At 67.2% G+C, this 26124-nt stretch carries 20 protein-coding genes, 1 rRNA gene and 1 pseudogene; 12 read left to right on the top strand and 10 right to left on the bottom strand.

Going from position 1 to position 26124, the window contains the following annotated elements; genetic code table 11:
* The 3 genes from ACTJKF_RS07985 to ACTJKF_RS07975 form a co-directional block, all read left to right on the top strand.
* Nucleotides 1-1473: amino acid permease (locus ACTJKF_RS07985; RefSeq protein ID WP_440623022.1), on the top strand; the 1473-nt coding region annotated here is incomplete at its 5' end.
* Nucleotides 1474-1608: 135 nt separating this feature from the next.
* The gene (locus tag ACTJKF_RS07980; RefSeq protein ID WP_440623021.1) at nucleotides 1609-2877 is read left to right on the top strand and encodes an NAD(P)/FAD-dependent oxidoreductase; all 1269 of its coding nucleotides are present in this window, start codon (nucleotides 1609-1611) and stop codon (nucleotides 2875-2877) included.
* Nucleotides 2878-2992: 115 nt separating this feature from the next.
* A complete protein-coding gene (locus ACTJKF_RS07975; protein WP_440623020.1) occupies nucleotides 2993-3667 on the top strand; it encodes a TetR family transcriptional regulator in 675 nt (224 codons plus the stop codon).
* A gap of 12 nt (nucleotides 3668-3679) precedes the next feature.
* Here ACTJKF_RS07975 and ACTJKF_RS07970 read toward each other — a convergent pair whose 3' ends face one another.
* Nucleotides 3680-5485, bottom strand: coding sequence for a phospholipase D-like domain-containing protein (locus ACTJKF_RS07970; protein WP_440623019.1), 1806 nt, complete (start codon nucleotides 5483-5485; stop codon nucleotides 3680-3682).
* Between the two features lie 104 nt (nucleotides 5486-5589).
* The gene (locus ACTJKF_RS07965; protein ID WP_440623018.1) at nucleotides 5590-6348 is read right to left on the bottom strand and encodes a DeoR/GlpR family DNA-binding transcription regulator; all 759 of its coding nucleotides are present in this window, start codon (nucleotides 6346-6348) and stop codon (nucleotides 5590-5592) included.
* A gap of 216 nt (nucleotides 6349-6564) precedes the next feature.
* Here ACTJKF_RS07965 and ACTJKF_RS07960 point away from each other — a divergent pair, with 216 nt between their 5' ends.
* The 3 genes from ACTJKF_RS07960 to nadE all read left to right on the top strand — a co-directional run bounded on the left by ACTJKF_RS07960 (nucleotide 6565) and on the right by nadE (nucleotide 8980).
* Nucleotides 6565-6750: a hypothetical protein gene (locus ACTJKF_RS07960; protein ID WP_440623017.1), complete on the top strand. Its 186-nt coding sequence runs from the start codon at nucleotides 6565-6567 to the stop codon at nucleotides 6748-6750.
* Nucleotides 6751-7035: 285 nt separating this feature from the next.
* On the top strand, nucleotides 7036-7905 hold the full coding sequence (locus ACTJKF_RS07955; RefSeq protein WP_440623016.1) for a DMT family transporter: 870 nt from the start codon (nucleotides 7036-7038) through the stop codon (nucleotides 7903-7905).
* A 226-nt stretch (nucleotides 7906-8131) separates the two neighbouring features.
* A complete protein-coding gene (nadE, locus tag ACTJKF_RS07950) occupies nucleotides 8132-8980 on the top strand; it encodes an ammonia-dependent NAD(+) synthetase (RefSeq protein ID WP_440623015.1) in 849 nt (282 codons plus the stop codon).
* A 92-nt stretch (nucleotides 8981-9072) separates the two neighbouring features.
* Here nadE and ACTJKF_RS07945 read toward each other — a convergent pair whose 3' ends face one another.
* The 3 genes from ACTJKF_RS07945 to ACTJKF_RS07935 all read right to left on the bottom strand — a co-directional run bounded on the left by ACTJKF_RS07945 (nucleotide 9073) and on the right by ACTJKF_RS07935 (nucleotide 13296).
* Complete coding sequence (locus tag ACTJKF_RS07945) at nucleotides 9073-10749, bottom strand: S10 family peptidase (RefSeq protein ID WP_440623014.1); 1677 nt, start codon at nucleotides 10747-10749, stop codon at nucleotides 9073-9075.
* A 73-nt stretch (nucleotides 10750-10822) separates the two neighbouring features.
* Nucleotides 10823-12412 carry a S53 family peptidase gene (locus ACTJKF_RS07940; protein WP_440623013.1) on the bottom strand — a complete coding sequence of 530 codons (1590 nt, stop codon included), beginning with the start codon at nucleotides 12410-12412 and terminating at the stop codon, nucleotides 10823-10825.
* 260 nt (nucleotides 12413-12672) lie between these two features.
* The gene (locus ACTJKF_RS07935) at nucleotides 12673-13296 is read right to left on the bottom strand and encodes a LysE family translocator (RefSeq protein ID WP_440623012.1); all 624 of its coding nucleotides are present in this window, start codon (nucleotides 13294-13296) and stop codon (nucleotides 12673-12675) included.
* A gap of 134 nt (nucleotides 13297-13430) precedes the next feature.
* On the opposite strand from ACTJKF_RS07935, the gene ACTJKF_RS07930 reads away from it, so the two are divergent.
* Nucleotides 13431-13895: an Lrp/AsnC family transcriptional regulator gene (locus ACTJKF_RS07930; RefSeq protein ID WP_440623011.1), complete on the top strand. Its 465-nt coding sequence runs from the start codon at nucleotides 13431-13433 to the stop codon at nucleotides 13893-13895.
* Nucleotides 13896-13953: 58 nt separating this feature from the next.
* On the opposite strand, the gene ACTJKF_RS07925 is transcribed toward ACTJKF_RS07930, so the two are convergent.
* Complete coding sequence (locus ACTJKF_RS07925; protein ID WP_440623010.1) at nucleotides 13954-14865, bottom strand: LysR family transcriptional regulator; 912 nt, start codon at nucleotides 14863-14865, stop codon at nucleotides 13954-13956.
* 138 nt (nucleotides 14866-15003) lie between these two features.
* On the opposite strand from ACTJKF_RS07925, the gene speB reads away from it, so the two are divergent.
* Together speB and ACTJKF_RS07915 are read left to right on the top strand one after the other, a co-directional pair.
* Nucleotides 15004-15960, top strand: coding sequence for an agmatinase (gene speB / locus ACTJKF_RS07920; RefSeq protein ID WP_440623009.1), 957 nt, complete (start codon nucleotides 15004-15006; stop codon nucleotides 15958-15960).
* A gap of 59 nt (nucleotides 15961-16019) precedes the next feature.
* Nucleotides 16020-17345 carry an MFS transporter gene (locus tag ACTJKF_RS07915; RefSeq protein WP_440623008.1) on the top strand — a complete coding sequence of 442 codons (1326 nt, stop codon included), beginning with the start codon at nucleotides 16020-16022 and terminating at the stop codon, nucleotides 17343-17345.
* 178 nt (nucleotides 17346-17523) lie between these two features.
* On the opposite strand, the gene metE is transcribed toward ACTJKF_RS07915, so the two are convergent.
* A complete protein-coding gene (gene metE / locus ACTJKF_RS07910) occupies nucleotides 17524-19818 on the bottom strand; it encodes a 5-methyltetrahydropteroyltriglutamate--homocysteine S-methyltransferase (RefSeq protein WP_440623007.1) in 2295 nt (764 codons plus the stop codon).
* 128 nt (nucleotides 19819-19946) lie between these two features.
* Here metE and ACTJKF_RS07905 point away from each other — a divergent pair, with 128 nt between their 5' ends.
* Nucleotides 19947-20855: a LysR substrate-binding domain-containing protein gene (locus tag ACTJKF_RS07905; protein WP_440623006.1), complete on the top strand. Its 909-nt coding sequence runs from the start codon at nucleotides 19947-19949 to the stop codon at nucleotides 20853-20855.
* Nucleotides 20856-20922: 67 nt separating this feature from the next.
* On the opposite strand, the pseudogene ACTJKF_RS07900 reads toward ACTJKF_RS07905, so the two are convergent.
* Nucleotides 20923-21060 (bottom strand): annotated as a pseudogene (locus ACTJKF_RS07900) (CbtA family protein); the annotation flags it as partial.
* A 274-nt stretch (nucleotides 21061-21334) separates the two neighbouring features.
* Here ACTJKF_RS07900 and ACTJKF_RS07895 point away from each other — a divergent pair.
* Nucleotides 21335-22927 (top strand): inorganic phosphate transporter, encoded by a 1593-nt coding sequence (locus ACTJKF_RS07895; RefSeq protein ID WP_440623005.1) that lies wholly within the window; start codon nucleotides 21335-21337, stop codon nucleotides 22925-22927.
* A gap of 305 nt (nucleotides 22928-23232) precedes the next feature.
* Nucleotides 23233-23976 carry a 2OG-Fe(II) oxygenase gene (locus tag ACTJKF_RS07890; protein ID WP_440623004.1) on the top strand — a complete coding sequence of 248 codons (744 nt, stop codon included), beginning with the start codon at nucleotides 23233-23235 and terminating at the stop codon, nucleotides 23974-23976.
* Nucleotides 23977-24232: 256 nt separating this feature from the next.
* Here ACTJKF_RS07890 and ACTJKF_RS07885 read toward each other — a convergent pair whose 3' ends face one another.
* Both ACTJKF_RS07885 and rrf read right to left on the bottom strand, forming a co-directional pair.
* Nucleotides 24233-25657: a DHA2 family efflux MFS transporter permease subunit gene (locus tag ACTJKF_RS07885; RefSeq protein WP_440623003.1), complete on the bottom strand. Its 1425-nt coding sequence runs from the start codon at nucleotides 25655-25657 to the stop codon at nucleotides 24233-24235.
* A gap of 355 nt (nucleotides 25658-26012) precedes the next feature.
* Nucleotides 26013-26124 (bottom strand): 5S ribosomal RNA (gene rrf / locus ACTJKF_RS07880).

Here is a 26124-nt window from a genome sequence, read left to right as displayed (position 1 = left end):
ATCGGCGGCTCGATCGGCACGGGCCTGTTCGTCGCGTCCGGCGCGTCGATCTCGCAGGCCGGCCCCGGCGGCGCGATGCTCGCCTACATGATGATCGGGCTGATGGTCTATTTCCTGATGACGAGCCTCGGCGAGATGGCCGCGTTCATGCCGGTGTCGGGCTCGTTCGCGACCTACGGCTCGAAATTCGTCGACGAAGGCTTCGGCTTCGCGCTCGGCTGGAACTACTGGTACAGCTGGGCCGTGACCCTCGCGGTCGAACTCGTCGCCGCGCAGCTCGTGATGAATTACTGGTTTCCGCACGTGCCCGGCGTCTGGTGGAGCGCGATCTTCCTCACGCTGATCTTCGCGCTCAACGCGCTGTCGGTGCGTGGCTTCGGCGAGGCCGAATACTGGTTCGCGCTGATCAAGGTGCTGACCGTGCTCGCGTTCGTCGGCGTCGGCCTGCTGATGATCTTCGGGATCATGCAGGGCGGCCCGAGCGCGGGCTGGGGCAACCTCACGATCGGCGATGCGCCGTTCGCGGGCGGCTGGGCGACGATGCTCGGCGTCGCGATGATCGCGGGCTTCTCGTTCCAGGGCACCGAAATGATCGGCGTCGCGGCCGGCGAATCGGAGAACCCGCGCACCACGATCCCGCGCGCGGTCAGCCAGATCTTCTGGCGGATCCTGCTGTTCTACGTGTTCGCGATCTTCGTGATCGGCGTGCTGATTCCGTACACCGACCCGAGCCTGCTGAAGAGCGACGTGACCGACATCGGTGTCAGCCCGTTCACGCTCGTGTTCCGCCACGCGGGCCTCGCGTTCGCGGCCGGCGTGATGAACGCGGTGATTCTGACGGCCGTGCTGTCGGCCGGCAACTCGGGCATGTATGCGTCGACGCGGATGCTCTACAACCTCGCCGTCGAAGGCCGCGCGCCGAAGCTGTTCGCGAAGCTGTCGCCGGGCGGTGTGCCGCGCAACGCGCTGTATGCGACGACGGCCGTCGGCGCGCTGTGCTTCCTCACATCGCTGTATGGCGACAAGACCGTCTATCTGTGGCTGCTGAACACGTCGGGCATGGCCGGCTTCATCACGTGGCTCGGCATCGCGGTCAGCCACTACCGGTTTCGCAAGGGTTTCCTGAAGCAGGGCTACCGGCTCGAGCAGCTGCCGTACCGGTCGAAGTGGTTCCCGTTCGGCCCGCTGTTCGCGTTCGCGTTGTGCGCGGTCGTCGCGCTCGGCCAGGACTACCAGGCGTTCCTCGCCGACAAGATCGACTGGGCCGGCATCGCCGCGACCTACATCGGCCTGCCGTTCTTCCTCGTGATCTGGCTCGGCTATGCGCTGGTCCGCAAATGCCGTCTCGTGCGCTACGAGGACATGGAGATCGCGCCGTGGATCGAGCGCAACGCGATGCCCGACGCCACCGAAACGGCCGACGCCGGCTATCCGGCCTACGTCGCCCCGGTCAACCCGACGCCGGGCACCTGATGCCCGGCCGCGCAACGGCCGCCGCCCGAGCACGGCGGCCGGTGCGCTGAAACAACCCATTCGACGCGGCGCGCGCGTTCAGGCAAGATCGACGCGCGCCGTTCCGTTTTCCGCCGTTACGAGTCACCGAATCACATGCAGAACTTCTACGAAGCCACCGTTACCCGCCAGCCCTACCCGCAACTGACCGGCACGATCGATACGCAGGTCTGCATCGTCGGCGGCGGCCTCGCCGGCCTGTGCACGGCGCTCGGCCTCGTCGAGCGCGGCGTGACGGATGTCGTCGTGCTCGACGGCGAACGGGTCGGCTTCGGCGCGTCGGGCCGCAACGGCGGCTTCGTGTTCGGCGGCTACAGCCTCGACAACGCGGACCTGCTGCGCACGCTCGGCCGCGACGAAGGGCGCCGCCTGTACCGGCTCACCGTCGATGCGGTCGACCTGATCCGCGCGCGGATCGCCCGTTACGGGATCGACTGCGACATCGTCGACGAAGGCGTGATGCTCGCGAACTGGTTCGACGATTCGTCGCGGCTCGACGGCGTGCGCAAGCTGATGAAGCAGGAATTCAACGTCGACTGGGAACCGGTCGCCACCGACGCGCTGCGCGCGCGGCTGAAGACGCAGCGCTATTACGGCGGCCTGTTCGAGCCGAACGCATTCCACTTCCACCCGCTCAAGTACGTGCTCGGCGTCGCGGCGGCCGCGTCGCGCGGCGGTGCACGCGTGTACGAACGCTCGGCCGCGCTCGGCATCGCGCGCGAGGGCGCCGGCCATGTCGTGCGCACGGCACACGGCACGGTGCGCGCGAAGGAAGTCGTGTTCGCCGGCGGCGGCTATGCACGCGGCGTGTCGCCGCGCATCGAGCGGGCGGTGCTGCCGATCGCGACCTACGTGATCGCGACCGAACCGCTCGGCACGCGGCTGCCGGACGCCATCGACGCGCCTTACGCGATCTACGACACGCGCTTCGCGTTCGACTACTACCGTCCGCTGAAGGACACGCGGATCCTGTGGGGCGGCCGGATCTCGGTGCTCGACCGCGGGCCCGACGCGATCGCGCGGCTGCTGCGACGCGACCTGCTGCGCGTGTATCCGCAGCTCGACGGCGTGAAGGTCGACTATGCGTGGGGCGGGCTGATGAGCTACGCGCGGCACAAGATGCCGCAGATCGGCCGCGACGCGGACGGCGTGTGGCACGCGATCGCGTTCGGCGGCCACGGGATGGCGCCGACCACCGTCGCCGGCGAAGCGCTCGCGGCCGCGCTGGCCGGCGAGCGGCCCGTGCCGGAAGGCTTTGCCGCATTCGGGCTCACGCGCACGTTCGGGCTCGCGGGCCTCGCCGCCGCGCAGCTCACGTACACCGCCTACCAGGCCCGCGACGCGCTCGCGTCGTACCGGCGCTGAGCGGCGGCGGCAGTCGAAACCGCGCGGCCGATTGAAGCGGAAGGTCGGCCGGGCGGGGATTTCCCCCATGCTAGAATCGTTTCTCCATGCCGCCGCCAACCCACAACAAAGCCACATGAAAGCTGGAAGCAAGGCTGCCACGTCCGAAAGCCGCGCGCTTGCGACCGATGCGCGGCGCAAATACGATCCCGAGCAAACCAAGCGCAACATCCTCGACGTCGCCACGCAGGAATTTTCCGCGATGGGGCTCGCCGGTGCGCGCGTCGACGCGATCGCCGAGCGTACGAATACGACGAAGCGGATGCTCTACTACTACTTCGAAAGCAAGGAAGGCCTGTACGAGGCCGTGCTGGAGAAGGTGTACGGCGACATCCGCGCGCTCGAGCAGGAGCTGCACGTCGACGACATGGAGCCGCGCGAAGGCATGCGCCGGCTCGTCGAATTCACGTTCGACTATCACGACAAGCATCGCGACTTCGTCCGCCTCGTATCGATCGAGAATATCCACGGCGCGAAGTATCTCGAACAGCTGAAGTCGTTCAAGAACCGCAACGTCAGCATCATCAAGACGCTCGAGGAACTGCTCGAGCGCGGCGCGGCGAGCGGCGCGTTCCGCAAGGACATCGACGCGTTCGACCTGCACCTGTTGATCAGCTCGTTCTGCTTCCATCGCGTGTCGAACCGCTATACGTTCGGCGCCGCGTTCGGCCGCGATCCGTCGGCGCCGCGGCTGCGCGCACGGCATCGCGAAACGATCGCCGACTCCGTGCTGCGGTACGTCGCGGCGTAGGCGCGCCGCGCGTCAATCCTTCGCTGCAGTCGACGCCAGCGCGATCCGCGCCTTCTCTTCCGGGCTTCCCGCGACGTAATACTTCTTCGCCCAACTCGAATCCGGCGCGAGCGCGAGTTGCCGGGGCGAACCGGCGCCGCGCTGCTTCGTCTCGATCGACAGCGCCCGCGCGCGATAGTGTTCGTAGAGCCGCAGGAATTCCGCGAGATAAATCGCCGCGATCCGCGTGTCGCGAATCTCGAGCAGGTTCTCGTCGTTGTACTGCTCGGAATTGCGGCTCATGTTCGCCGAGCCCGTATAGACGATCGGGTTCGCGCCTTCCGCATCGATCACGATGAACTTGTGATGGATCACGACCGGCGGATAAGCCGGCGCCGGTTCGCCCGGAAAGAGGCGCAGCTCGGGCTCGAAACCCTGCGGCACCGTCGCCGGTGAAAAATACGCGGCATCGATCACGTCGCGATGATCGCGCCGGCGGTGGTACAGCTCGAGGTTCGCGAGCGTCGCCGCATCGAGCGGCTGGCCGTCGTGCTGCGCGGCATCGGCCTTCGCCGCACTGCCGACGTTGATGCGGTTCACCAGGCCGAACATCATCAGGCCGCGGTCGCCGGCGGCAAAGCATGCGTCGCGCAGCGCCGCATCGGTCGGCATGAACAGGCAGAACGACACCGAATGCTTCGCGGCCGCGATCGCGGCGACGATCGTATCGATCTCGGTGCGTTGCCCCGCCGGCTCCGGTGAAAACGCGACACGCACCTGCGCGCTGCCGATCGTCATCGGCGCGGACCAGCCCGGCGACAGCTTCGCCGTCTCCGCGATCGGCGGATTCGCGGCCAGCGCGTGCGCACGCGCGTTGTACAACGCGGCGAGCGCGGGCGAATCGAACGCATGCAGCACGTTGGCCTGCTCCGTCAGCCCTTCGGTCGTGAAGTTCGCGGAACCGGTCAGCACGCGCGCGGGCGTCGCCGCCGCTGCCGCCGCGGCTGCCCCGTTCGCGGGCGCGTCCGTCACGATGAACTTGTCGTGCATGATGTGCGTCCGGTCGCGCGGCGCCAGCGTCGCGAGGCCCTGCAGCGCATCGACGGCCGGCTGGTTCGGCGACGGCAGCGGCGGCTTGCCCTTGCGCGCCGTCGCGTGCGCGTCGTAGACGATCGCAAGCGACGCCTCGCCGTGCCGGCGTCCGAACGCGTCGAATGCGGGCAATGCCCACAGCGTGTCCGTCAGGTGATAGACGGCCGACACCGCGCGCGATGCCGGGTCGAGCATCGCCGCGAACACCTGTTCCATGTCGTTCGCGAGCCACGTGCGCAGCTTCAGCGCCTGGGCCGCGCTCGGCGCCGCATTCGGCGCGAGACCGAGCGCCGCCACCTGTTTCGCGAACGCCTGCGAACTGACCACCGCGCGGTTGAACCACGTGCCGATGCCGTCCACGATGTGCGCGGGCAGCACGACGTCGCACACGCCGGCTTCCGCTTCGAGCACCTGCAGGTGCTCCGGCGTGCCGACGACCGGAAAGACGTCGTAGCGGAACGACGCATCGCGATCCTGCGGATCGATGCGCGCATCCCACCACATGAATTTCTGGATCGGTGCCTGGTCGGTCGGCGCGTCGCCCTGCGTGTCGGCGGCCGGGCCGTCGAACGTGAGCCGGTTCGGCAGCCAGCTGTTCGGCGCCCGGGCCTTGCCGTCGGCCGACCAGAAGCCCGGCGTGCGCCGGATCGCGAAGCCGAGGAAGTCGCTACGCGACGTCGCATCGGGCCAGTCGAAGGCCAGCAGGACCAGGGTCGGGGAAAGATAGCTGCGTACGCTGACGGTCATTCGTTGCTCCTGGCGTGCCGGCCAATAGAGATGAACGAGTCAGTCTTGACTGCGGGTCTTCCAGTGCGATGACGGTTCGATGAACCTTGTATGTCCGGCCCGCGTCAGTCGCACACCAGCAGTTCGATGCCGCGTGCGGTCAGCGCGCGGCGCACGGCCTTGTCCGGCGTGCGTTCGGTGACGAGGTAGCGCGCGGCCGACGTGCCGTTGATCCGCACGGGCGTCACGCGGCCGAACTTCGAATGATCGGCGACGATGATCGCCGTGCCGGCCGCCGCGATCATCCGGCTGCGCACTTCGGCGGCGAGCCGCGAGTAGTCGGTGCAGTCGCCGTCGGCCGTGATGCCGCCCGCGCCGACGAATGCGAAATCGACGTGGTATTGCGCCAGTTGCTGAATCGTATCGAGGCCGAACGTCGCGTCCTCGTCGTCGGACAGTTCGCCGCCGAGCAGCGTCACGCGATTGCCGTTGCGCCGCGCGAGCACGAATGCGGTGCGCCAGTCGTTCGTGTAGATCGACAGCCGATGCCGGTCGGCCAGCGCGAGCGCGACCGCATGCGGCGTGCTGCCCGAGTCGATCAGCACCGATGCATCGTCGGGCACGAATTCGGCCGCGCGCCGCCCGATCGTGCGCTTCGCTTCGGCGTTCGCCGCTTCACGCTCGGACAGGCTCGGCTCGCGGCGGTCCGCCGCCAGCGCGCCGCCGTGCGTCATCACGAGCAGGCCGCGCGCCGCGAGTGCGTTCAGGTCGCGCCGCACGGTCTCGCGCGACACGTCGAGCGAGCGCACGAGTTCGGCGACCGACAGCGCGCCCGACCGGCCGAGCTCCGACAGAATGTATTGATGACGTTGTTCCGCCAGCATCGCAATGCGCCCGAGGCGAGTGGTAATGGGTGAGCCGAGCATTGTATTACGCCCGTTTGACCGTCATTTGACGGCGGCGCGTCCGGCAGCGAGGTCGTTTCATCCGCGTTTCACGAAAGCGAAATGCTGTATTGCCCGATGCGCGCGAATCGGCGCGGCAAGTGGTTGCTACACTTCGCATTTCGCCGAACGACAGACCATCAAGAGGCTCGTGCAATGTATCGCAAAGGCAGTGTGCTCGAAATCCAGTTTTCGCCGGAACGGCTCAACGACGCGGCCGGCGATCCGTACTGGATCGACCTGACGCTCGACGAGGCCCGCCGTCTGTACGAGCAGCTCGCCGCACGCTTCTCGACCGACGCGCGCGCGAACCAGCCGCTCGACACGTTCTCGCTCGACTGATCTCCCCGCCGTTCCGAATGCGCCGGCGCGCCCTCATGCCGCGGCGCTTTCACCCGGCCGGCCGATAGCCGGACGGCCGGTGCGCTGCCGCGCTTGCAACGCATCGCGCCCGCAGCCGCCGATCGCAACTGACGCGAAGCCACCGAAACAGCGCGCGGCGCATGGCCGCCGCATGCATCCCGCCCCCGCCACGCGCGAGTGCAGAATCCGACAAGACGGCGGCACCGCTTCGACCGATACTGGCCGACTTCACGATTCGTCCGGCCGTGTCCCGGCCCGCCACGCATGTTTACGTCGCTCGTCGCCGCGGCTTTCGTCGCGCTGTGGTCCACCGGCTTCATCGTTGCCCGGGCCATCAAGCCCTACGCCGACCCGAACCTGTTCCTGCTCGCGCGCTTCGCGGGCACGGCCGTGCTGTTCGGCGCGGTCGCGCTCGTTGCCCGGGCGCCGTGGCCCGCCCGCCGCGAATGGCCGCGCCACCTGATCGCCGGCGCGCTGCTGCAGGGCGTGTATCTCGGCGCCAGCTACTGGGCCGTCGCGCAAGGGCTGAATGCGGGCGTGATGGCATTGCTCGGCGCGCTGCAACCGCTCGCCACCGCCGTGCTCGCCGTCCCGCTGTTCAACGAGCGGCTGCCCGCGCGCGGCTGGCTCGGGATGGCGCTCGGGCTCGCCGGCGTCGCGCTCGTGCTCGCGCCGAAAGTCGCGGGCGGCGTCGCGCCGCCGCCGGGCGCCGCGCCCGCGTGGTTCGTCGTGGCCGTGTCGGTGCTGTCGGTCGGCTCGATCACCGCCGGCTCGCTGTACCAGAAAGGCAGGCTCGCGCAAAACGACCTGCGCACGGCGGTCGCCGTGCAGAACCTTGGCGCGGCGCTCGTCGCGGCCGTCTTCGTCGTGCTGCTGCACGAAACCCGCTGGATCGGCGCGCCGGCGCTGTGGGTATCGCTCGTGTGGGGCGTCGTGTTCCTGTCCGGCGGCGCGGTCACGATGCTGATGTGGATGCTGCGGCGCGGCAACGCGGCGCGCGCGACGTCGCTGCTGTTCCTCGCGCCGCCGCTCGCCGCGCTGCAGGGCTACCTGCTGTTCGGCGAAACGCTCGCGACCGTCCAGCTCGCCGGCTTCGCGCTCGCGCTGGTGGGCGTCGTGCTCGCCAGGCGCTGACGCAGGCACGGGCCAACGCCGACAACATCCGTCGCCACGTCCCGCCATGCCTCGAAACGAAGCATCCGCCCGCACGCGACGGTGCGTCGCCCCGCCCGCTGCACCATGACGATGCAGCGCGTCTCGCCGATGCAACGCGCGGCCGCCGGATCGTATGCCTGGCGCGGCGCCGGGCCGCGATTGCGCTTATGATGGGCGCCTTGCATTTCGTTCCGGAACCACCCCCATGACATCCGCCGATTACGCCAGCCGCCAACGCGCGATCATTGCCGAACTGAACGTCGCCCCGCATTTCGACGTCGACACCGAGATCGCCCGCCGCGTCGATTTCCTCGCGCAGTACCTTCGTTCGACCGGCCTGCGGACCTACGTGCTGGGCATCAGCGGCGGCGTCGATTCGTCGACGGCCGGGCGGCTCGCGCAACTGTCGGTCGAAAAGCTGCGCGCCGACGGCTACGACGCGCGCTTCATCGCGATGCGCTTGCCGAACGGCGTGCAGAACGACGAAGCCGATGCGCAGCGCGCGCTCGCCTTCGTGCGCGCCGACGAGGAACTGACGGTCGACGTGAAGCCCGCGGCCGACGCGATGCTCGCGTCGCTGGTCGCCTCCGGCCACGCATTCGAAACCCCGGCGCAGCAGGACTTCGTGCACGGCAACATCAAGGCGCGCGAGCGCATGATCGCGCAGTATGCGGTCGCCGGCGCGCGGCGCGGCATCGTGATCGGCACCGACCACGCGGCCGAATCGCTGATGGGCTTCTTCACGAAGTTCGGCGACGGCGGCGCCGACGTGCTGCCGCTCGCCGGCCTGAGCAAGCGTCGCGTGCGTGCGATCGCGCGCGCGCTGGGCGGCGACGAACTGATCGTGATGAAGGTGCCGACGGCCGACCTCGAGGAGCTGCGCCCGCTGCGCCCGGACGAGCACGCATACGGCGTCACCTACGACGAGATCGACGACTTCCTCGAAGGCAAGGCCGTCACCGACAACGTGTACGAAACGGTGCTGCGCTTCTACGACGGTTCGCGCCACAAGCGCGCGCTGCCGTACACGCTGTTCGACTGGCCGGGCGCGTAAGCCGGACGCTACGGCCGAAACCCGCAAGGCAACACCTTACCGCGCCGCGCGAACCGTAACGGTGACGCGCGGCGCCTGCACGACGGGCAGCGCTACGCGTGCCCGCCCGTCTTCTTCGCCTGCAGGGCGCGAATCCGCATCCGCGCGCCGGAATCGCTGACCGTCGCGTCGTACATCGTCGCGAGATCGCGCTTGAGCGCGGTGCGCGAACCGCCGTCGAGATACACCATGTGCCCCGACGGATAGAAGCGCGCGGACAGGTTCTGCCGCACCTTCTGATCCTCGAGCGGCATCTGCTGCAGGTCGATCACGGTCTGGTAGAACGGCGTGACGAAATCGTAGAAGCCGTTCGCCGACAGCACCTTCAGGTCGACGTTCAGCGCCATCACCGCGGCGAGATCGCCCGCCGTGTAGAGGATCACGTTCCCCTTCGCATCGATGCCCTGCTGCGCGCCGGTCGGGTCGATATGGCTGAAGTCCCAGTGCTGGAACGCCTGGTCGTTCAGGTCCGTGAACGCCGAGTTCGACGTGAACTTCAGCTGCTCGTTCAGGTAGCTGTTCCACATCGCCGTGTAGACGCCCGTCACGGCCGTCATCGTCGGATCGTTGCCGCCCGAGTTCGGATCGATCTTGCCGGCGATACCGGTCGAGATCGCCGTCACGCGGCCGTCGTACGAACCGAGTGCCAGCCCTTGCGCCTGCAGCAGCGTCGTGAGGAACAGCGAATTGCCGCGCGCGTTGTAACCCGCGATGTCGAGCCCCCACGTCTGCAGCGTCGCCGTGTCGATGCCGGTGTAGTCCGACAGCTTCTGCACGGCGGCCGGATCGGCGTGCGGCACGTTGCGCAGCGCCGTCAGGTAGTCGGTACGCGCGAACTGCGCGACTTCCTCGACGAAGGTGCCGAGATCCGTCGGCGCCGGCTTGACGCCGAGTTTCTTGTGATACCACGCGTCGGCCGCCGCGGTCGGCAGCGCGCCGACCGGGTTGCCGGCCTGCCGGTAGTCGAGGATCGACGACTGCAGCGTGACGCCGTTCAGGTCGACGCCGTCCTCGTGCAGCTTGTACGCGAGCACGCAGCTGCGCGCGGTGCCGTACGACTCGCCGAACAGGTATTTCGGCGAATTCCAGCGGTTGTTCTTCGTCAGGTAGCGCTTGATGAACTGCTTCAGCGAATCCGCATCCTGGTCGACGCCCCAGAAATTGCGGTTCCTGTTCGGCGCGACGGCCGCCGAATAGCCGGTGCCGACCGGGTTGATGAACACCAGGTCGCTGTGGTCGATCATGCTGTCCGGGTTGTCTTCGATCTGGTACGGCGCGGGCGGCGTGAACCCCGGCATCGACGTCTTGATGCGCTTCGGCGCGAACGAGCCGAGCAGCACGAACACCGACGAAGAACCCGGCCCGCCGTTGTAGAAGAACGTGACCGGGCGCGTTTCTTCCTTCGCGCCGTCGGCCGTGAACGCGACGTAGAAGATCTTCGCGGCCGGCTGCGAGCTGCTCGGATCGACCGTCACGAGATGGCCGACCGTTGCCGTATACGCGATGCGCTGGCCGCCGATCAGGATCGTGTGATGCGTGATCGCGGCCGCCTCGGTCGTGTCGGTCACCGAGTCGTCGGGGCCGTTGCCGTACGCGACCGGATCGAAGAACGGCTGGTCGCGGCCGACGCTGAGCGCGACGGGATGGATGGTCGGCGGCACGCCATGCGAATTGTGGTCGCCGTGATGCAGCGGATACACGCCGCCGGAAGATGCGGAATCGATGCCCATCGTGCTGCTCCTGGAGGTGAAAACAGACGCGGGCAGGAAACCCGCGCCGAAAGGAAAGGCACGGACCGGCGCGTCAGCTCGCCGGCTTGCGCGCGAGAATCGCGGCGAGTTTCTCGCCGTCGGGGCTGCCGAGGCCCGTGCATGCGTCCCAGCCGGACGCAGCCGCAAACGTGCCGTTCGAGCCTTGCGTGATGTCGCGCAGCGCGCCCGGATTCTTGTACAGCACCGGATTGATCCAGCCGGCCGGCGCGCCGGCCGCCGCGTTGATCCGTGCGACCAGCGCGGCCCACAACGGCGCGACCGCGCTCGTGCCGCCCATCACCGCCGGCGTACCGGCGACCGACACCTCGTAGCCCGTTTGCGGCGATGCATCGCCGGCGACGTCCGGCACGCCGCGCTTCGCGAGCGGTGTGGTGCTGCCGTCGGCGAGCGCCACCGTCAGCCCCTGCTGCCAGGCCGGCACGTCGTACATCGTGCTGACGCCGCCGCCGCCCGCGCCGCCACCGCCCGCCTCGTCGTTCCACGTGACCTCGCCGCGAATGCCCTGCCCCGGCAGCGCATCGAGCTGCGTGCCGCCGCAGCCGAGCACGTACGGGCTCGACGCCGGAAAGTCGACGTGATCGGCGCCGTCCTGCAGCCCGTCACCCGAGCCGCTGTCGCCCGACGCCACGCACACCGTGATCCCCTGCGCGGCGGCCGCCTGCAGCACGCGGTTGAACGCCTGCGCCGACTGCGCCTGCCAGATCGCTTCCGGTCCGCCCCAACTGATCGAGATCACGGACGGCTGGTTGGTCTTGTCGGTGACGGCCGCGTTGACGGCCTGGATGAAGCCCGCGTCGCTGTTCGGCGCGAAGTAGACGGCGATCTTCGCGGCGGGCGCGATCGCACCGGCGATTTCGATGTCGAGCGCGACTTCGCCGTCCGGGCCGTTCGCCTCGCCGGTCGGCGCATTGCGGCCGGTGCCGACGTTCACGTCGACGACCGTCGGCGGCGTGTTGATCCCGAGGCTGCGAAAATACTGCTGGACATCGGCCGCGCGATAGCCGCCGCCGAGTTCGACGATCGCGATGCATTGCCCGGCACCGTCGCCGGCCGGAAAGCCGTACAGCGACGCGACCTGAATCGGCGTGAACGTGACGGCGGCCGCGCCGCGCGCGGGCCGGAACGGCGGACGCAGCCGGAAGTGCGGCCGCGCCTGCGGGCGGCTGTCGAGGCCGAGCACAGCCGTGACGGCATCGCCGAGCTCGTCGGGCAGCGCGATCGGGCCCGAGCGGCCGCGGTACTGGCCGATCGCGTGATGCTCGAAACGCTCGAGCTTCACGCTGAATGCCGCTTCGAACTGCTGGATCGTGCCGGACACCACGACGACGCTTTCGACCGGATCGACGCGATCGACCGTCAACTGGTGACGGCGGGCGAACGCCTCGGTCTTGCGGATGTCGTCGGGATTGGCGGAGAAACGCTGCGCGAAGGCCTCGCGCGACAGCGGTTTGGCGTGGGTGTCGCCGGTGGCGAGCTGGTGAACCAATGCATCGAGTTGCCCTTCTTCCTGCCGCCGCAACATGATCGTGACGTGGATGCGTTCCGCCGGATCGCACTGACCGAGGCACTTGGACTCGGCGACGATGCGGGGTTCACGGTCGGCTTGAAGATGCCTTGCCATGTTCAGACCCTCCTTGGTACCGCGTTGCACGGAACAGCCAGGAAATCGGACAGGGCCGGCCGGAGACGGTTCCGTTCGGTCAGTCGGTTCGCAACGGCGCGAAGCTAGAGGAAGTTTAGAACAGTCAGACGATTTGCGCGCGCGGCCGGGCCGTGCCGGCGGACGGCGTGCGAGGGCCGGCATGGCGCGCGGCCCGCGTCCGGTGACGCACCGCGCCACACGGGCGGTCGACCCGCGCGGCAGCGATGCAATGGCGTGGCTCAATCCATCGACAGGCGCAGCGCGAAGCCGATCAGCGCCGCGGAAAACGTCCAGCGCTGCACGGTCTGGGCGAGCGGATGCGCGCGCAGCCACGCTGCGATGCGCGACGCGCCGAACACGCACGCGAGGTCGAAACACACGCCGGCCGCGACCAGCATCGCGCCGAGCGCGAACATCTGCCATACGACCGGCCCGGCCTCGGGCCGCACGAACTGCGGCAACAGCACCGAGCAGAACAGCAGCGCTTTCGGGTTGAGCAGGTTCGTCAGCAGCCCCTTGAAGAACGACTGCCGAAGCTCGCCCTCGGCGGCGGCATCGCCGTCGCCGAGCGCGAACACAGGCGAGCGGAACACCTGGATCGCGACATAGGCGAGATAGAGCGCGCCGCCGTAGCGGATCGCTTCGTACAGCCATGGCGCGCTGCGGATCAGTGCCGCGACGCCGCAGGCGGACAGCGTCACGTGCGCGGTGCGCGACAGCGACAGGCCGGCCGCCGCGGCCATCCCCGGCCGCACGCCGCGACCGATGCTGGTCTGCAGCACGAGTGCCATGTCGGGCCCCGGCACCGCATAAATGGCCGCCAGCGCGGCGAGATAAATCAACAGCAAATGCGCGGAAATCATGATCGGCCCCCGTTCTTCAATGACGATATGTTGCCGCTGAAGCAGGAGGGATTATTGGCCATCTTTGGCTCAGGATTGGCGTTTCATAGGGGAATCCGCCACAATCATGAAATCCATAAACGGATTCCGCCAACATGACCGAACTCGACAAAACCGATCGCGCGATCCTCGCCGCGGTGCAGCGCGACGGCCGCCTGCCGATCGCGCGTCTCGCCGATGCCGTCGGCCTGTCCGAAACGCCGTGCGCACGGCGCCTGAAGCGTCTCGAAACCGACGGCTACATCGAGCGCTACCGCGCGCAGCTGTCGCGCCAGGCGCTCGGCTTCGGCGTGGTCGCGTTCGTGCTGGTGCGGTTCGCGACGCACGACCGCAAGGTCGCCGACCGGTTCGAACGGGAAGTGCTCGGCATCGAGCGGATCCTCGCCTGCCATAACGTCGCGGGCACGGCCGACTATCTGCTGCAGGTGGTCGCCCGCGATCTCGACGATTACGGCACGTTCCTGCGCGACTCGCTGCGGATGCTGCCGGGCGTGACGTCGATCGAATCGGCGCTGTCGTTGCGCGAAGTGAAGAACGACGCCGGGTTGCCGGTGCCTTGATGCGAGCCGCGACCCGCTCCGGCGTGACACTCGTTCACATTGCCGGCCTCGTCCGCCCTCACACCACGTCGGCCGATCGATGTGCGCGCTCGAGATCCTCGAGAAACGCTTCGACGAGCGGATCGCCGCGCCCGTCGCGCGCCACGACCATGTGGAACGTGACCTCGTAGTGAAGCTGGTCCGGATTGAGCGGCGCAAGCAGCCCCTGTGCGACATACGGCGCCGCGAAGTGCTGCGGCAGGTAGCCGAGGTGATGGCCTGACAGGATCAGCAGCGCGACCGCCTCCATGTTGTCGGCGGTCGCGGTCACGCGGTCGGGCGTCGTCGACATCTGCGCCTCCGGCAGCGGATACGAGCGCCACGCCCACTCGAATCCCGCGACGTCGGCCGGCGTCAGCGCGCCGGCGCGTTCGAACAGCGGATGCCCGCGGCCGCAGTACGCGACCTGCCGCTCGATGAACAGCGGCGTGTAGTGCAGCGTCGGCACGCGATGCCAGAAGTAGCCGACCGCGATCTGGATCTCGTTGCTCAGCAGCTTTTCCTCGAGATCGCCCGGCGCGCGCACCGAGATCGAGAAGCGCACGGCCTCGTCGCGCGTGCGGAACGCCGCGATCGCCTCGGCGATCCGCGCGTTCTGGCTGACCGGCGTATGGCCGATCAGCCCGATGTTCAGCGTGCCGACCAGCTGGCGGTCCATGTGCCGCGCCGCCATTCCGAACTCGTCGAGCGCGCCGAGCAGCTTGCGGCTCATCGCGTGGAACCGCTCGCCCTTCGGCGTGAGCCGGAAGCCGCTGCGGCCGCGCTCGCAGAGCCGGTAGCCGAGCCGCGTCTCGAGCGACGACAGCTGCGCGCTGATCGTCGACTGGCCGACGTTCAGCGTCGCCTGCGCGGCCGACACGCCGCCCGCGTCCGTGACCGCGAGAAATACGCGGATCAACCGCAGATCGAGGCTCGACAGATTCCCCAGCACGCTATTCCCCTTCCATACATCGATGAAAATCGATGTTTACGTCGCTATCTTCGCATTCTTCTTTCCGGCCGGACGCGTAAAACTATGCGCCAGACCGCGTCGCATGATACGGCAACCCCACATCGGAAGAGACGATCCATGAACGAACACACTCATTTCCAGCCGCTCGGCGGCAATGAAATGCCGCGCTGCGGCGGTATCGCGACGATGATGCGCCTGCCGCACGTGGCGAGCGCCGCCGGCCTCGACGCGTGTTTCGTCGGCGTGCCGTTCGATCTCGGCACCTCCAACCGCACCGGCGCGCGCTTCGGCCCGCGCCAGATCCGCACGGAATCCGTGCTGCTGCGCCCGTACAACATGGCCACCCGCGCGGCGCCGTTCGATTCGCTGCAGGTCGCCGACATCGGCGACGTCGCGATCAACCCGTACAACCTGCACGATTCCATCGCGCGCATCGAAGCCGCGTACGACGCGATCCTCGAGCACGACTGCAAGCCGATCACGCTCGGCGGCGACCACACGATCGCGCTGCCGATCCTGCGTGCGATCCACCGCAAGCATGGCAAGGTTGCATTGATCCACGTCGATGCACACGCCGACGTGAACGATACGATGATGGGCGAAAAGATCGCGCACGGCACGCCGTTCCGCCGCGCGGTCGAGGAAGGCCTGCTGCACGGCGACAAGGTCACGCAGATCGGCCTGCGCGGCACGGGTTACGCCGCGGAAGATTTCGACTGGTGCCGCGCGCAGGGCTTCCGCGTCGTCCAGGCCGAGGCATGCTGGAACAAGTCGCTCGCGCCGCTGATGGAAGAAGTGCGCGCGCGCATCGGCGATACGCCCGTCTATATCAGCTTCGACATCGACGGCATCGACCCGGCCTACGCACCGGGCACCGGCACGCCGGAAATCGCCGGTCTCACGGTGCCGCAGGCGCTCGAGATCATCCGCGGCGCGAAGGGGTTGAACATCGTCGGCTGCGATCTCGTCGAAGTCGCGCCGCCGTACGACCCGTTCGGCACGACGGCGCTGCTCGGCGCGACCCTCGCGTACGAGCTGCTGTGCGTGCTGCCGGGCGTTGCATACCGCGACTGATCCCGCCACTGGCACACGACCTATTCCAAATCAGAGGATTCCAGAGGAGCACATAACAGATGGGGACTTCCGTCAAGCAACCCAAGCGGGCGGCGCTCGCTTCGTTCGTCGGCACCACGATCGAGTGGTACGACTTCTATAGCTACGCGACCGCCGCCGCCATCGTCTTCGGGCCGCTGTTCTTTCCCGGTGAAAGCCGTTTCGTCAGCCTGCTCGCGTCGTTCGGCTCGTTCGCGGTCGGCTTCTTCGCGCGGCCGCTCGGCGGCGTGATGTTCGGCTATCTCGGCGACCGCTTCGGCCGCAAGCGCTCGCTGCTCGCGACGCTGATGCTGATGGCCGTGTCGACCGTCGCGATCGGCCTGCTGCCGACCCATGCGCAAGCCGGTGTCATTGCACCGATCCTGCTCGTGCTGATGCGCGTGCTGCAGGGCATCGCGGTCGGCGGCGAATGGGGCGGCGCGGTGCTGCTCGCCGGCGAGCATGCACCGGAAGGCAAGCGCACGTTCTTCGCGTCGTTCGCGCAGCTCGGCAGCGCGAGCGGCCTGATCCTGTCGATGCTCGCGTTCGGCGCGATCAGCACGCTGTCGAAGGACGACATGATGAGCTGGGGCTGGCGCGTGCCGTTCCTCGCGAGCTCGGTGCTGCTGATCGTCGGCTTCGTGATCCGCGCGAGCGTGTCGGAGTCGCCCGAGTTCGAGGAAGTGAAGAAGAGCGGCAACACCGCGCAAAACCCGGTGCGTGAAGCGCTCAAGTACTGGCCGCTGCTGTTGCTCGCCATCGGCGCGAATGTGTACGGGATCGCCGGCGTGTATTTTAGCAACATCTTCATGATCAGCTATGCGACGCAGTTCCTGTCGCTCGATCGTTCGATGGTGCTGCATTGCATGACCATCGTCGCCGTGCTGCAGTTCGTCGTGCAGCTCGCGGCCGCATTCCTCGCGCAGCGCTTCGGCACGACCCGCGTGCTGCTGATCACCGGCGCGTGGGCCGCGATCGTGCCGTTCGTGATGCTGCCGCTCGTGCACATGGGCACGCCGTTGTCGGTCACGGTCGGCGTCGGCCTCGCGACGCTCGCGGAATCGGGCTACTACTCGGTCGTCGCGGGGTTCGTCAGCGGCATCTTCATCGCACGCATCCGCTACACGGCAATCTCGATCGCATACCAGGTGTGCGGCGCGATCGCCGGCGGCCTGACGCCGCTCGTCGCGACGCTGATCGCGCAGCAAACCGCGCCGCAATGGTGGCCGCTCGCGATCCAGTACACGAGCGCCGCCGTGCTGTCGTCGCTGTGCGTGTGGCTGATCTCGCGCCGCGTCAGCATCGACGATGCCGGGGTGCCGGGCAAGCAGCACGACGCGCTGCCGCGCGCCGCGCGCACCGCGTAAGCGCGCGCAACGGGCAGGTGGCTTCGCCTGCCCGTTTGCATGAGGCGGCCGGCGCTCCGCCGCACCGCCTCGCATCCCCGAACGCTCATTGCAACACGCGGCCCGCCCATGCGGGCCGCAGGTTTTCCGCCCGATCGTCGATCATCGATCGCGGCGGCAGGCGCGCAGCGTTCGCGCGTTATTGCATGTGGCTGCGCAGCGTCTTCGCGGCGGCGACCATGTTCGTCAGCGCCGGAATCACTTCCGCCCACTGACGCGTCTTCAGCCCGCAGTCGGGGTTCACCCACAGACGTTCCGCCGGAATCCGCTCGGCCGCCCGCTTCATCAGGCCGACAATGTGATCCTGCGTCGGGATGTTCGGCGAGTGGATGTCGTACACGCCCGGCCCGATTTCGTTCGGATACTTGAAGTTGTCGAATGCGTCGAGCAGCTCCATGTCGGAGCGCGACGTCTCGATCGTGATCACGTCCGCGTCCATGTCGGCGATCGACGCGATGATGTCGTTGAACTCCGAATAGCACATGTGCGTGTGGATCTGCGTGTCGTCCTGCACGCCGTTCGCGGTGATGCGGAACGACTCGACCGCCCACTTCAGGTACTCGCCCCATTGCGCACGGCGCAGCGGCAGCCCTTCCCGGAGCGCGGCTTCGTCGATCTGGATCACGCGCACGCCGGCCTTCTCGAGATCGAGCACTTCGTCGCGAAGCGCGAGCGCGAGCTGATAGCACGACACCGAGCGCGGCTGGTCGTCGCGCACGAACGACCAGTTCAGGATCGTCACCGGGCCGGTCAGCATGCCCTTCATCGGCTTGCTCGTCAGCGATTGCGCATACGTGATCCATTCGACCGTCATCGCCTTCGGGCGGCTGATGTCGCCGAACAGGATCGGCGGCTTCACGCAGCGTGAACCGTACGACTGCACCCAGCCGAACTGGCTGAATGCGTAGCCGTCGAGCTGCTCGCCAAAGTATTCGACCATGTCGTTGCGCTCGGCTTCGCCGTGCACCAGCACGTCGAGTTCGAGCGATTCCTGTTCGCGCACGCTGCGCTCGATTTCCGCCTGCATTGCGTTGCGGTAGCCGGCTTCATCCAGCGCGCCGGCCTTGAACCGGCTGCGCGCGTGGCGGATTTCGGCGGTCTGCGGGAACGAACCGATCGTCGTCGTCGGGAAGGCCGGCAGGTTCAGCCGTGCCGACTGCTTCGGCGCGCGCTCCGTATAGGGGCTCACGCGGTTGCCGAGCTGCGCGTCGATGCGTGCGATCGCGGCCTTCACCGCCGGATTGTTCACGCGCGGCGAGCGGCGGCGCGAGTCGACCGCGGCGGCGTTTGCGGCCAGCGCGTCGGCCACCTTGGCGCGGCCTTCGTTCAGCGCGGTCGCGAGCACCGTCAGTTCGTCGAGCTTCTGCAGTGCGAACGCGAGCCACGAGCGGATCTCGGCGTCGAGCTTCTCTTCGCTCGCGAGATCGACCGGCACATGCAGCAGCGAGCACGACGGCGCGAGCCACAGGCGATCGCCCAATTGCTTCGCGAGCGGCTCGAGCCAGTCGAGCGTCGCGTTCAGGTCCGTCTTCCAGATGTTGCGGCCGTTGATTGCGCCCACCGACAGCACGCGGTCGGGCGGCAGTTCACGCACCAGTGCGTCGATTTCGTCGCGAGCGTTGATCGCGTCGATATGCAGGCCATCGGCCGGCAGCGACGCCGCGAGCGTCAGGTTGTCCTGCAACGGGCCGAAGTACGTGGCAAGCAGCAATTTGATGCGGCGCGTTTCCAGCGCCGCGTAGGCGGTGCGGAGTGCCTGGCGCCATTCGGCGTCGAGTTCGGTCACGAGGATCGGTTCGTCGATCTGCACCCATTCGACGCCCTGTGCGGTCAGCGTGTCGAGCAGCGCGCCATATACCGGCAACAGCTTCGGCAGCAACGCGAGACGATCCGAGTCGTCCTTCGCCTTGCCCAGCCACAGGTACGTGACGGGGCCGAGGATCACCGGCTTCGCGGCAACGCCCAGCGCCTGCGCTTCCGCCAGTTGCTGGAGCAGGCGCGACGGATCGAGCGAGAAGTTCGTGTCGGCGTGGAATTCCGGGACGATGTAGTGATAGTTGGTGTCGAACCACTTCGTCATTTCACCGGCGGAGACGCCGCCGCAACACGCCGCATGCTCTTCCACAGATTGCGCCGAACGGCCACGTGCGACGCGGAAATAGTTGTCGAGCGCATCGCCATGGAAGCCTTGCACGCGCTTCGGCAGGTTGCCGAGCGTGAAGCTCATGTCGAGCACCTGGTCGTAGAACGCGAAATCGCCGATCGGCGCGAGATCCAGGTCGCGCTGGTCGTTCCAGTGGCGCTGGCGCAGCTCGGCGCCGAGCGCCTTCAGCTCGTCGCGCGACGATTCGCCCTTCCAGTAGCGTTCGAGACCGAACTTGAGTTCGCGCTGCGCGCCGATGCGCGGAAAACCGAGGTTGTGTGTCGTCACCATGAAGCTGCCGCCCAGAGAAAAATTGAAGATCCGACAGCCATCATAGGGATTTCATCTCATGAAATAAAATGGCATTATTTCATTCATCCATTAAATCTGTTCATGCATCCGTTGAATGAGCCATCGCCATGCTGGAACGATTCCATCTCATCGTCATTCGTGAAGTCGAGCGCCAGGGCTCGCTGACCGCGGCCGCCAATGCGCTGCACCTCACGCAATCGGCGCTCAGCCATACCGTCCGGAAAATCGAGCAGCAGCTCGGCACGCCGATCTGGGATCGCGAAGGCCGCGGCCTGCGGCTCACGCAGGGCGGGCAATATCTGCTGAAGCTCGCGAACCGGCTGTTGCCGCAGTTCGAGCTCGCCGAGGAGCGGATGCAGCAATACGCGAAGGGCGAACGCGGCACGCTGCGCATCGGGATGGAGTGCCACCCGTGCTACCAGTGGCTGCTGAAGGTCGTGTCGCCGTACCTCTCGCGCTGGCCGGACGTCGACGTCGACGTGAAGCAGCGCTTCCAGTTCGGCGGCATCGGCGCGCTGTTCGGCCATGACATCGACGTGCTCGTGACGCCCGACCCGCTGAACAAGCCGGGGCTGCGCTTCGATCCCGTGTTCGATTACGAGCAGGTGCTGGTGGTTGCCGACGCGCACCGGTTCGCGAGCGCCAACTACGTGACACCCGAGCAGCTCGGCGATGAAATCCTCATCACGTACCCGGTCGAGACCGACCGGCTCGACATCTACAACCAGTTCCTGACGCCGGCCGGCATCGTGCCGCGGCGCCACAAGTCGATCGAGACAACCGACATCATGCTGCAGATGGTGGCGAGCGGGCGCGGCGTGGCCGCGCTGCCGAGATGGCTGGCCGACGAATATGCGGACCGGATGCCGGTCGTGCCGGTCAAGCTCGGGAAGAAGGGTATCGCGAAGCAGATCTTTCTCGGCATCCGCGAAGCGGACGCGTCGATCGACTATCTGGCCGCGTTCGTCGCGCTGGCGCGCGAATCGACGTGGAGCGCGCCGCGCATGCTGCGCTAGGCGCGCCCCGATGCCATGCGCGTCAGGCGGCGCGCATGCCGGTGCGTTCGCCACGTTCGACCCAGGCGCCGAACAGCAGGCCGATGCCGGCCTGCGTGTGGCGGCTGCCCCGTTCGGGCTCGGGTGCGTCGCCCTTCGCGGCGTCGAGTTTTTCTTCGAAGGAGATGGCCTGATCGACTTGCGGTTCGCCGACGAGCGCGGCCATCGCGCACGTGCGCCGGAGGGACGCGACGGCTGCGACCCGTATCGATATCGCACCGCTGGCGTGTACGGTATTCGTCGCGTCGCACGATGGCTGGACAACGATCGCGAACGACGCTCGACGCGATGCCGACAGGTGAGCCCACGTGCTCACTATCTGGAGACTGACGGCATCGCCTTCCTGCATCTGCAAGACAACCGTTCGTCCTCCGGACTGTCATCAAACTGACGGGTAGCGAAAGCTAGGATCGGCCACGGTTCCCTTCCGAGATGCCGCCATGAATCAGCCTGCTTCGTCCCCCGCGAACCATTCCGGCTCAACCGAACGCTCCCGGCAGGTCGGCTATGCCGTCTTCCTGCTGGTGCTCGCGATCGGCGCCGTCTATATCGCGACCCACTTGATCGCCGATCTGTCTCCCGTCCGCGAAGGGTCGCTGTTCCCTTATCTGATGCTCGTTGCCGCGTTGCTGATCGCACTCGGCTTCGAATTCGTCAACGGCTTCCACGACACCGCGAATGCGGTCGCGACCGTCATCTACACCCACTCGCTGACGCCGAACGTCGCGGTGATCTGGTCCGGCATGTGGAACTTCCTCGGCGTGATGGTTTCGAGCGGTGCCGTCGCATTCGGCATCCTGCAGCTGCTGCCGGTCGAGCTGATCCTGCAGGTCGGCAGCGGCTCGGGCTTCGCGATGGTGTTCGCACTGCTGATCGCCGCGATCGTCTGGAACCTGGCGACCTGGTATTTCGGGTTGCCGTCGTCGAGCTCGCATACGCTGATCGGGTCGATCATCGGCGTCGGGCTGATGAACCAGCTGATGCACGGGCCGTCCGGCACGAGCGGCGTCGACTGGGGGCAGGCGCTCGGCGTCGGCAAGTCGCTGCTGTTCTCGCCGATCGTCGGCTTCCTGTGCGCGTCGCTGCTGCTGCTCGTGCTGAAGGCCGTCGTGCGGATTCCGGAACTGTACAAGGAGCCGCCGAAGGATCAGCCGCCGCCGTTCTGGATTCGCTGCCTGCTGATCCTCACGTGCACCGGCGTGTCGTTCGCGCACGGGTCGAACGACGGGCAGAAAGGGATGGGGCTCATCATGCTGATCCTGATCGGCACGGTGCCGACCGCGTATGCGCTGAACAAGGCCGTCACCCCGGCCGAATCGCAGACGTTCGTCGCCGTCGCGAACCAGGCCGCCGCGACGTTCGGGAAATACGCGAACGGCGTCGCACCGTCCGCGAATCCGCGCGCCGATGTCGAACACTTCGTGCAGCACCGCGAGATGACGCCCGCCGTGCTGCCGGCCGTACAGCAACTGTCCACGTCGCTCGCGGCTGCGGTCGGCTCGTCGGGTTCGATGGCGGCCGTGCCGCAACGTGACGTCGACAACGTGCGCAACACGATGTATCTGGTGTCCGAAGCGATCCGCCTGATCGAGAAGTCGGGGCAGCCCGCCTTCGCCGCCAACGACAAGCTCGCGATCGACAACTATCGCAAGCAGCTCGACCACGCGACCAAGTTCATTCCGACCTGGGTGAAGGTGGCCGTCGCGATTGCGCTCGGCCTCGGCACGATGGTCGGCTGGAAGCGGATCGTCGTGACCGTCGGCGAGAAAATCGGCAAACAGCACCTGACGTACGGACAGGGTGCGTCGGCCGAACTCGTCGCAATGCTGACGATCGGCGCGGCCGATGCGTACGGGCTGCCCGTGTCGACGACGCACGTGCTGTCGTCGGGCGTCGCGGGCACGATGGCCGCGAATGGATCCGGATTGCAGTGGCGCACGGTGCGCAGCCTCGTGCTCGCGTGGGTGCTGACGCTGCCGGCGTCGATCGTGCTGGCGGGCGCACTTTACTGGTTGTTCCGGTCGCTGGCGTAATCAGCGCGCGGCGGGGAGGCCGGCGGAGAACCGGTCGCCCGCCACGGATGGTTCGGCGGCCGCTTTTCTGCTTGTCCGCCTTTCTGCTTGTCTGCATGCGCGGTGTCCGCGACGCTTCGCCAACGGTTCCCCCTCGCCCCTTTCCGAATTGGAGCGCAAGATCTGGAGCGCGACGGCACGCGCATGCCGCTAGACTGGGTTCATCATCTTTCATCATGGCTTCGACCCGGCACGACACGCTTCCGCGGCATTCCGCGCGCCTGTACGAGCACGGCGCCATATCGCTGACGAACCGAGGTACGCCCGTGAACATCGCCGATCTGCAACCTGCCGTCGCATCGACGGACATCGCACCACGCGTCGACGCAATCGACTGGCCGACCGTCGATGCCGAGCTCGATCGATACGGATGCGCACGAGTGCCGGGCCTGATTTCCGCAAGCGAGTGCGAGGCGCTCGCGTCGCTCTATCCGCGGGATGCGCTCCATCGTTCACGCGTCGTGATGGCACGACACGGATTCGGACGCGGCGAATACAAGTATTTCGCGTACCCGCTGCCTGCGGTCGTTGCCGATCTGCGCGCGACGCTCTACCCGCATCTCGCGCCGATCGCGAATCGCTGGAACCAGGCGCTCGGGATCGACGTCCGCTATCCGAACGATCATCGGGCGTTCGTCGAGCGCTGTCACGCAGCGGGACAGACGCGACCGACGCCATTGATCCTGCAATACGGTCCCGACGACTACAACTGTCTCCACCAGGATCTCTACGGCGAGCATGTGTTTCCGCTCCAGGTCGCGATCCTGCTGTCGGCGCCGGGGCGTGATTTCACGGGTGGGGAGTTCGTCCTGACGGAGCAGCGGCCACGGATGCAGTCGCGTGCGGAAGTGGTGCCGTTGATGCAAGGCGACGCCGCGATCTTCGCGGTGCACGGCAGGCCCGTGCAGGGAACCCGCGGCGTCTATCGTGTCAACTTGCGCCATGGCGTGAGCCGCATTCGAAGCGGCCGCCGTCACACGGTCGGCATCATCTTCCATGACGCCCAGTGACGGCAATCGCAACGAGCGCGATGATTGTTCTGTCGTCCGTCACTCGAACGGATTCGCGCCAACCGCATCGTGGATCATTGCCGAAGGATCGCTGCGCGCCGACACCAGCCCGTGATCGGGTCGGTCGCCGGCAGGATAGCGACCGATGTCGCTACCCTCCACGCCATCGCCGGCACGATGGATCGACATTTCAGGTGAGCGACAGGAAGCACGGGGGGCTCACCTGTCGCGATGCCCATGCGATGTGGGGTTCGGCCTACCCTCGTGCCACACTGGCCCGCAATCGATCGCCCGCATCGAAGGCCAGCCGTGCGTAGCCCGGCAACGTCAGCAACGCGAGCACGCCTGCGGCAACGAACGCCCAGCGGAAATCGTCGAGTACGTAGTGCATGCCGGCCGCATCGCCGCGCACCAGTGCCGCGAGCCGCAACGACAACGCACCGAACGCGATTCCCATCCCGATCGTCATCTGTTGCGCGGCGCTCCACAGCGTGCTGGCCGCGCTCGTCTGACGAGCGGGGATATCCGCATACGCCAGCGTCGCGAGCGTCGTGAACTGCATCGATCGCGTGAGCCCGTAGACGAATACGACGAACAGCGTGATCGCCAGCGGCGTCGACGCGGTCAGCCAGCCGCATGCGATCGTGAAGAGGCCGACGATCGTCACGTCGACGAGTGCCACGCGCCGGAAGCCGAAACGGTCGAGGATCCACGACGTCCCCGCTTTCATCCCGAGATTGCCGAGCGCGCTCGCCAGCAACAGCAGGCCGGACTGGAACGGCGACAGCCCGAAGCCGATCTGGAACAGCAGCGGCAGCAGATACGGCACGGCGTTGATCGCCATCCGCGTGATCGAGCCGGTGATCACCGTGACGGAGAACGTCGGCACCTTCAGCGTCGTGAAATCGAGCAGCGGATGCGCGCAACGTTGCGCGTGCATCCACGCGGCGATGCCGAACAGCACGCTCGCGCCCACCAACAGGCCCGCACGCGTGACGTCGACGTCCTGCTGGCCGGCCGCTTCGGTACCAATCAGCAGACAGGTCAGCGCACCGCCGGCCAGCACGAAGCCGACCCAGTCAAGCGGCCGTTGCTCGTCGGCGCGCGCGTTCCGGACGATCAGCCAAGTACAGACGAGTGCAGCAATGCCGAACGGGACATTCAACAGGAAGATCCATCGCCATGACGCGTAGGTCGTGATGAAGCCTCCGATCGGCGGCCCGACGACCGGCGCGACGATGCCCGGCCAGGTGATCGTCGCGATCGCACGCATCAGCTTTGCCTTCTCGGTGCTGCGCACGACGATCATCCGCCCGACCGGCACCATCATCGCCCCGCCGACGCCCTGCAGCAGGCGCGCAGCCGTGAACGTCATGACGCCCTCGGACAACCCGCACAGCACCGATGCGCCGGTAAAGACGACGATGGCACTCGCGAACACCGTGCGCGAACCGTAGCGGTCCGCGATCCAGCCGCTGATCGGGATGAACACCGCGAGCGCCAGCATGTAGGCCGTCATCCCGAGACTCAGCGCGTTCGGCCCGACGCCGAACGAACGCGCCATTTGCGGCAGTGCGGTCGCGATCACGGTCGTGTCGAGATACTCCATGAAGAACGTTGCGGCGACGAGATACGGCAAGAAGTCGGTCGTCCGACCACCTTGGGCGGGGCTGTCAGTCATGAACGGTGCGGGAGACGGAATGCGAAAGACGCCGACGGCCGGCCGATGCAACAAGTGCCGGGAATCGGGGCGAATGGCGATATTACCCTGAAGGGTTGGCTCTCTGCTCGGTTGGACATGTCGCGCAAATGGACTTTATGCGCATAGATTTTTATGACGATGTCGTGCGGCGTTCGCCAAGTGGCGCGGACGATCAAGTCGATCGCGACACGTCGATGGAGGGGCGGTTCGAGCTGGCCGGCGCCCGTCGTGCGCCGACGTCGGCGAGCCAATGCCCCACTCCGCCGCGGTTGCCGTTTCCGGCGCCCCAATGCAAAAACCCCCGCCTTTCGGGCGGGGGTTTCTGGCTTAGGGAGCCTGACGATTACCTACTTTCACACGGGAATCCGCACTATCATCGGCGTAGAGTCGTTTCACGGTCCTGTTCGGGATGGGAAGGGGTGGGACCGACTCGCTATGGTCATCAG

Origin of the sequence: Burkholderia sp. 22313 (assembly GCF_052045245.1) — a bacterium.
Classification (GTDB): Bacteria; Pseudomonadota; Gammaproteobacteria; order Burkholderiales; family Burkholderiaceae; genus Burkholderia.
Note: the sequence above shows the minus strand (reverse complement) of the source record. Positions and strands in the feature narration are given on the sequence as shown.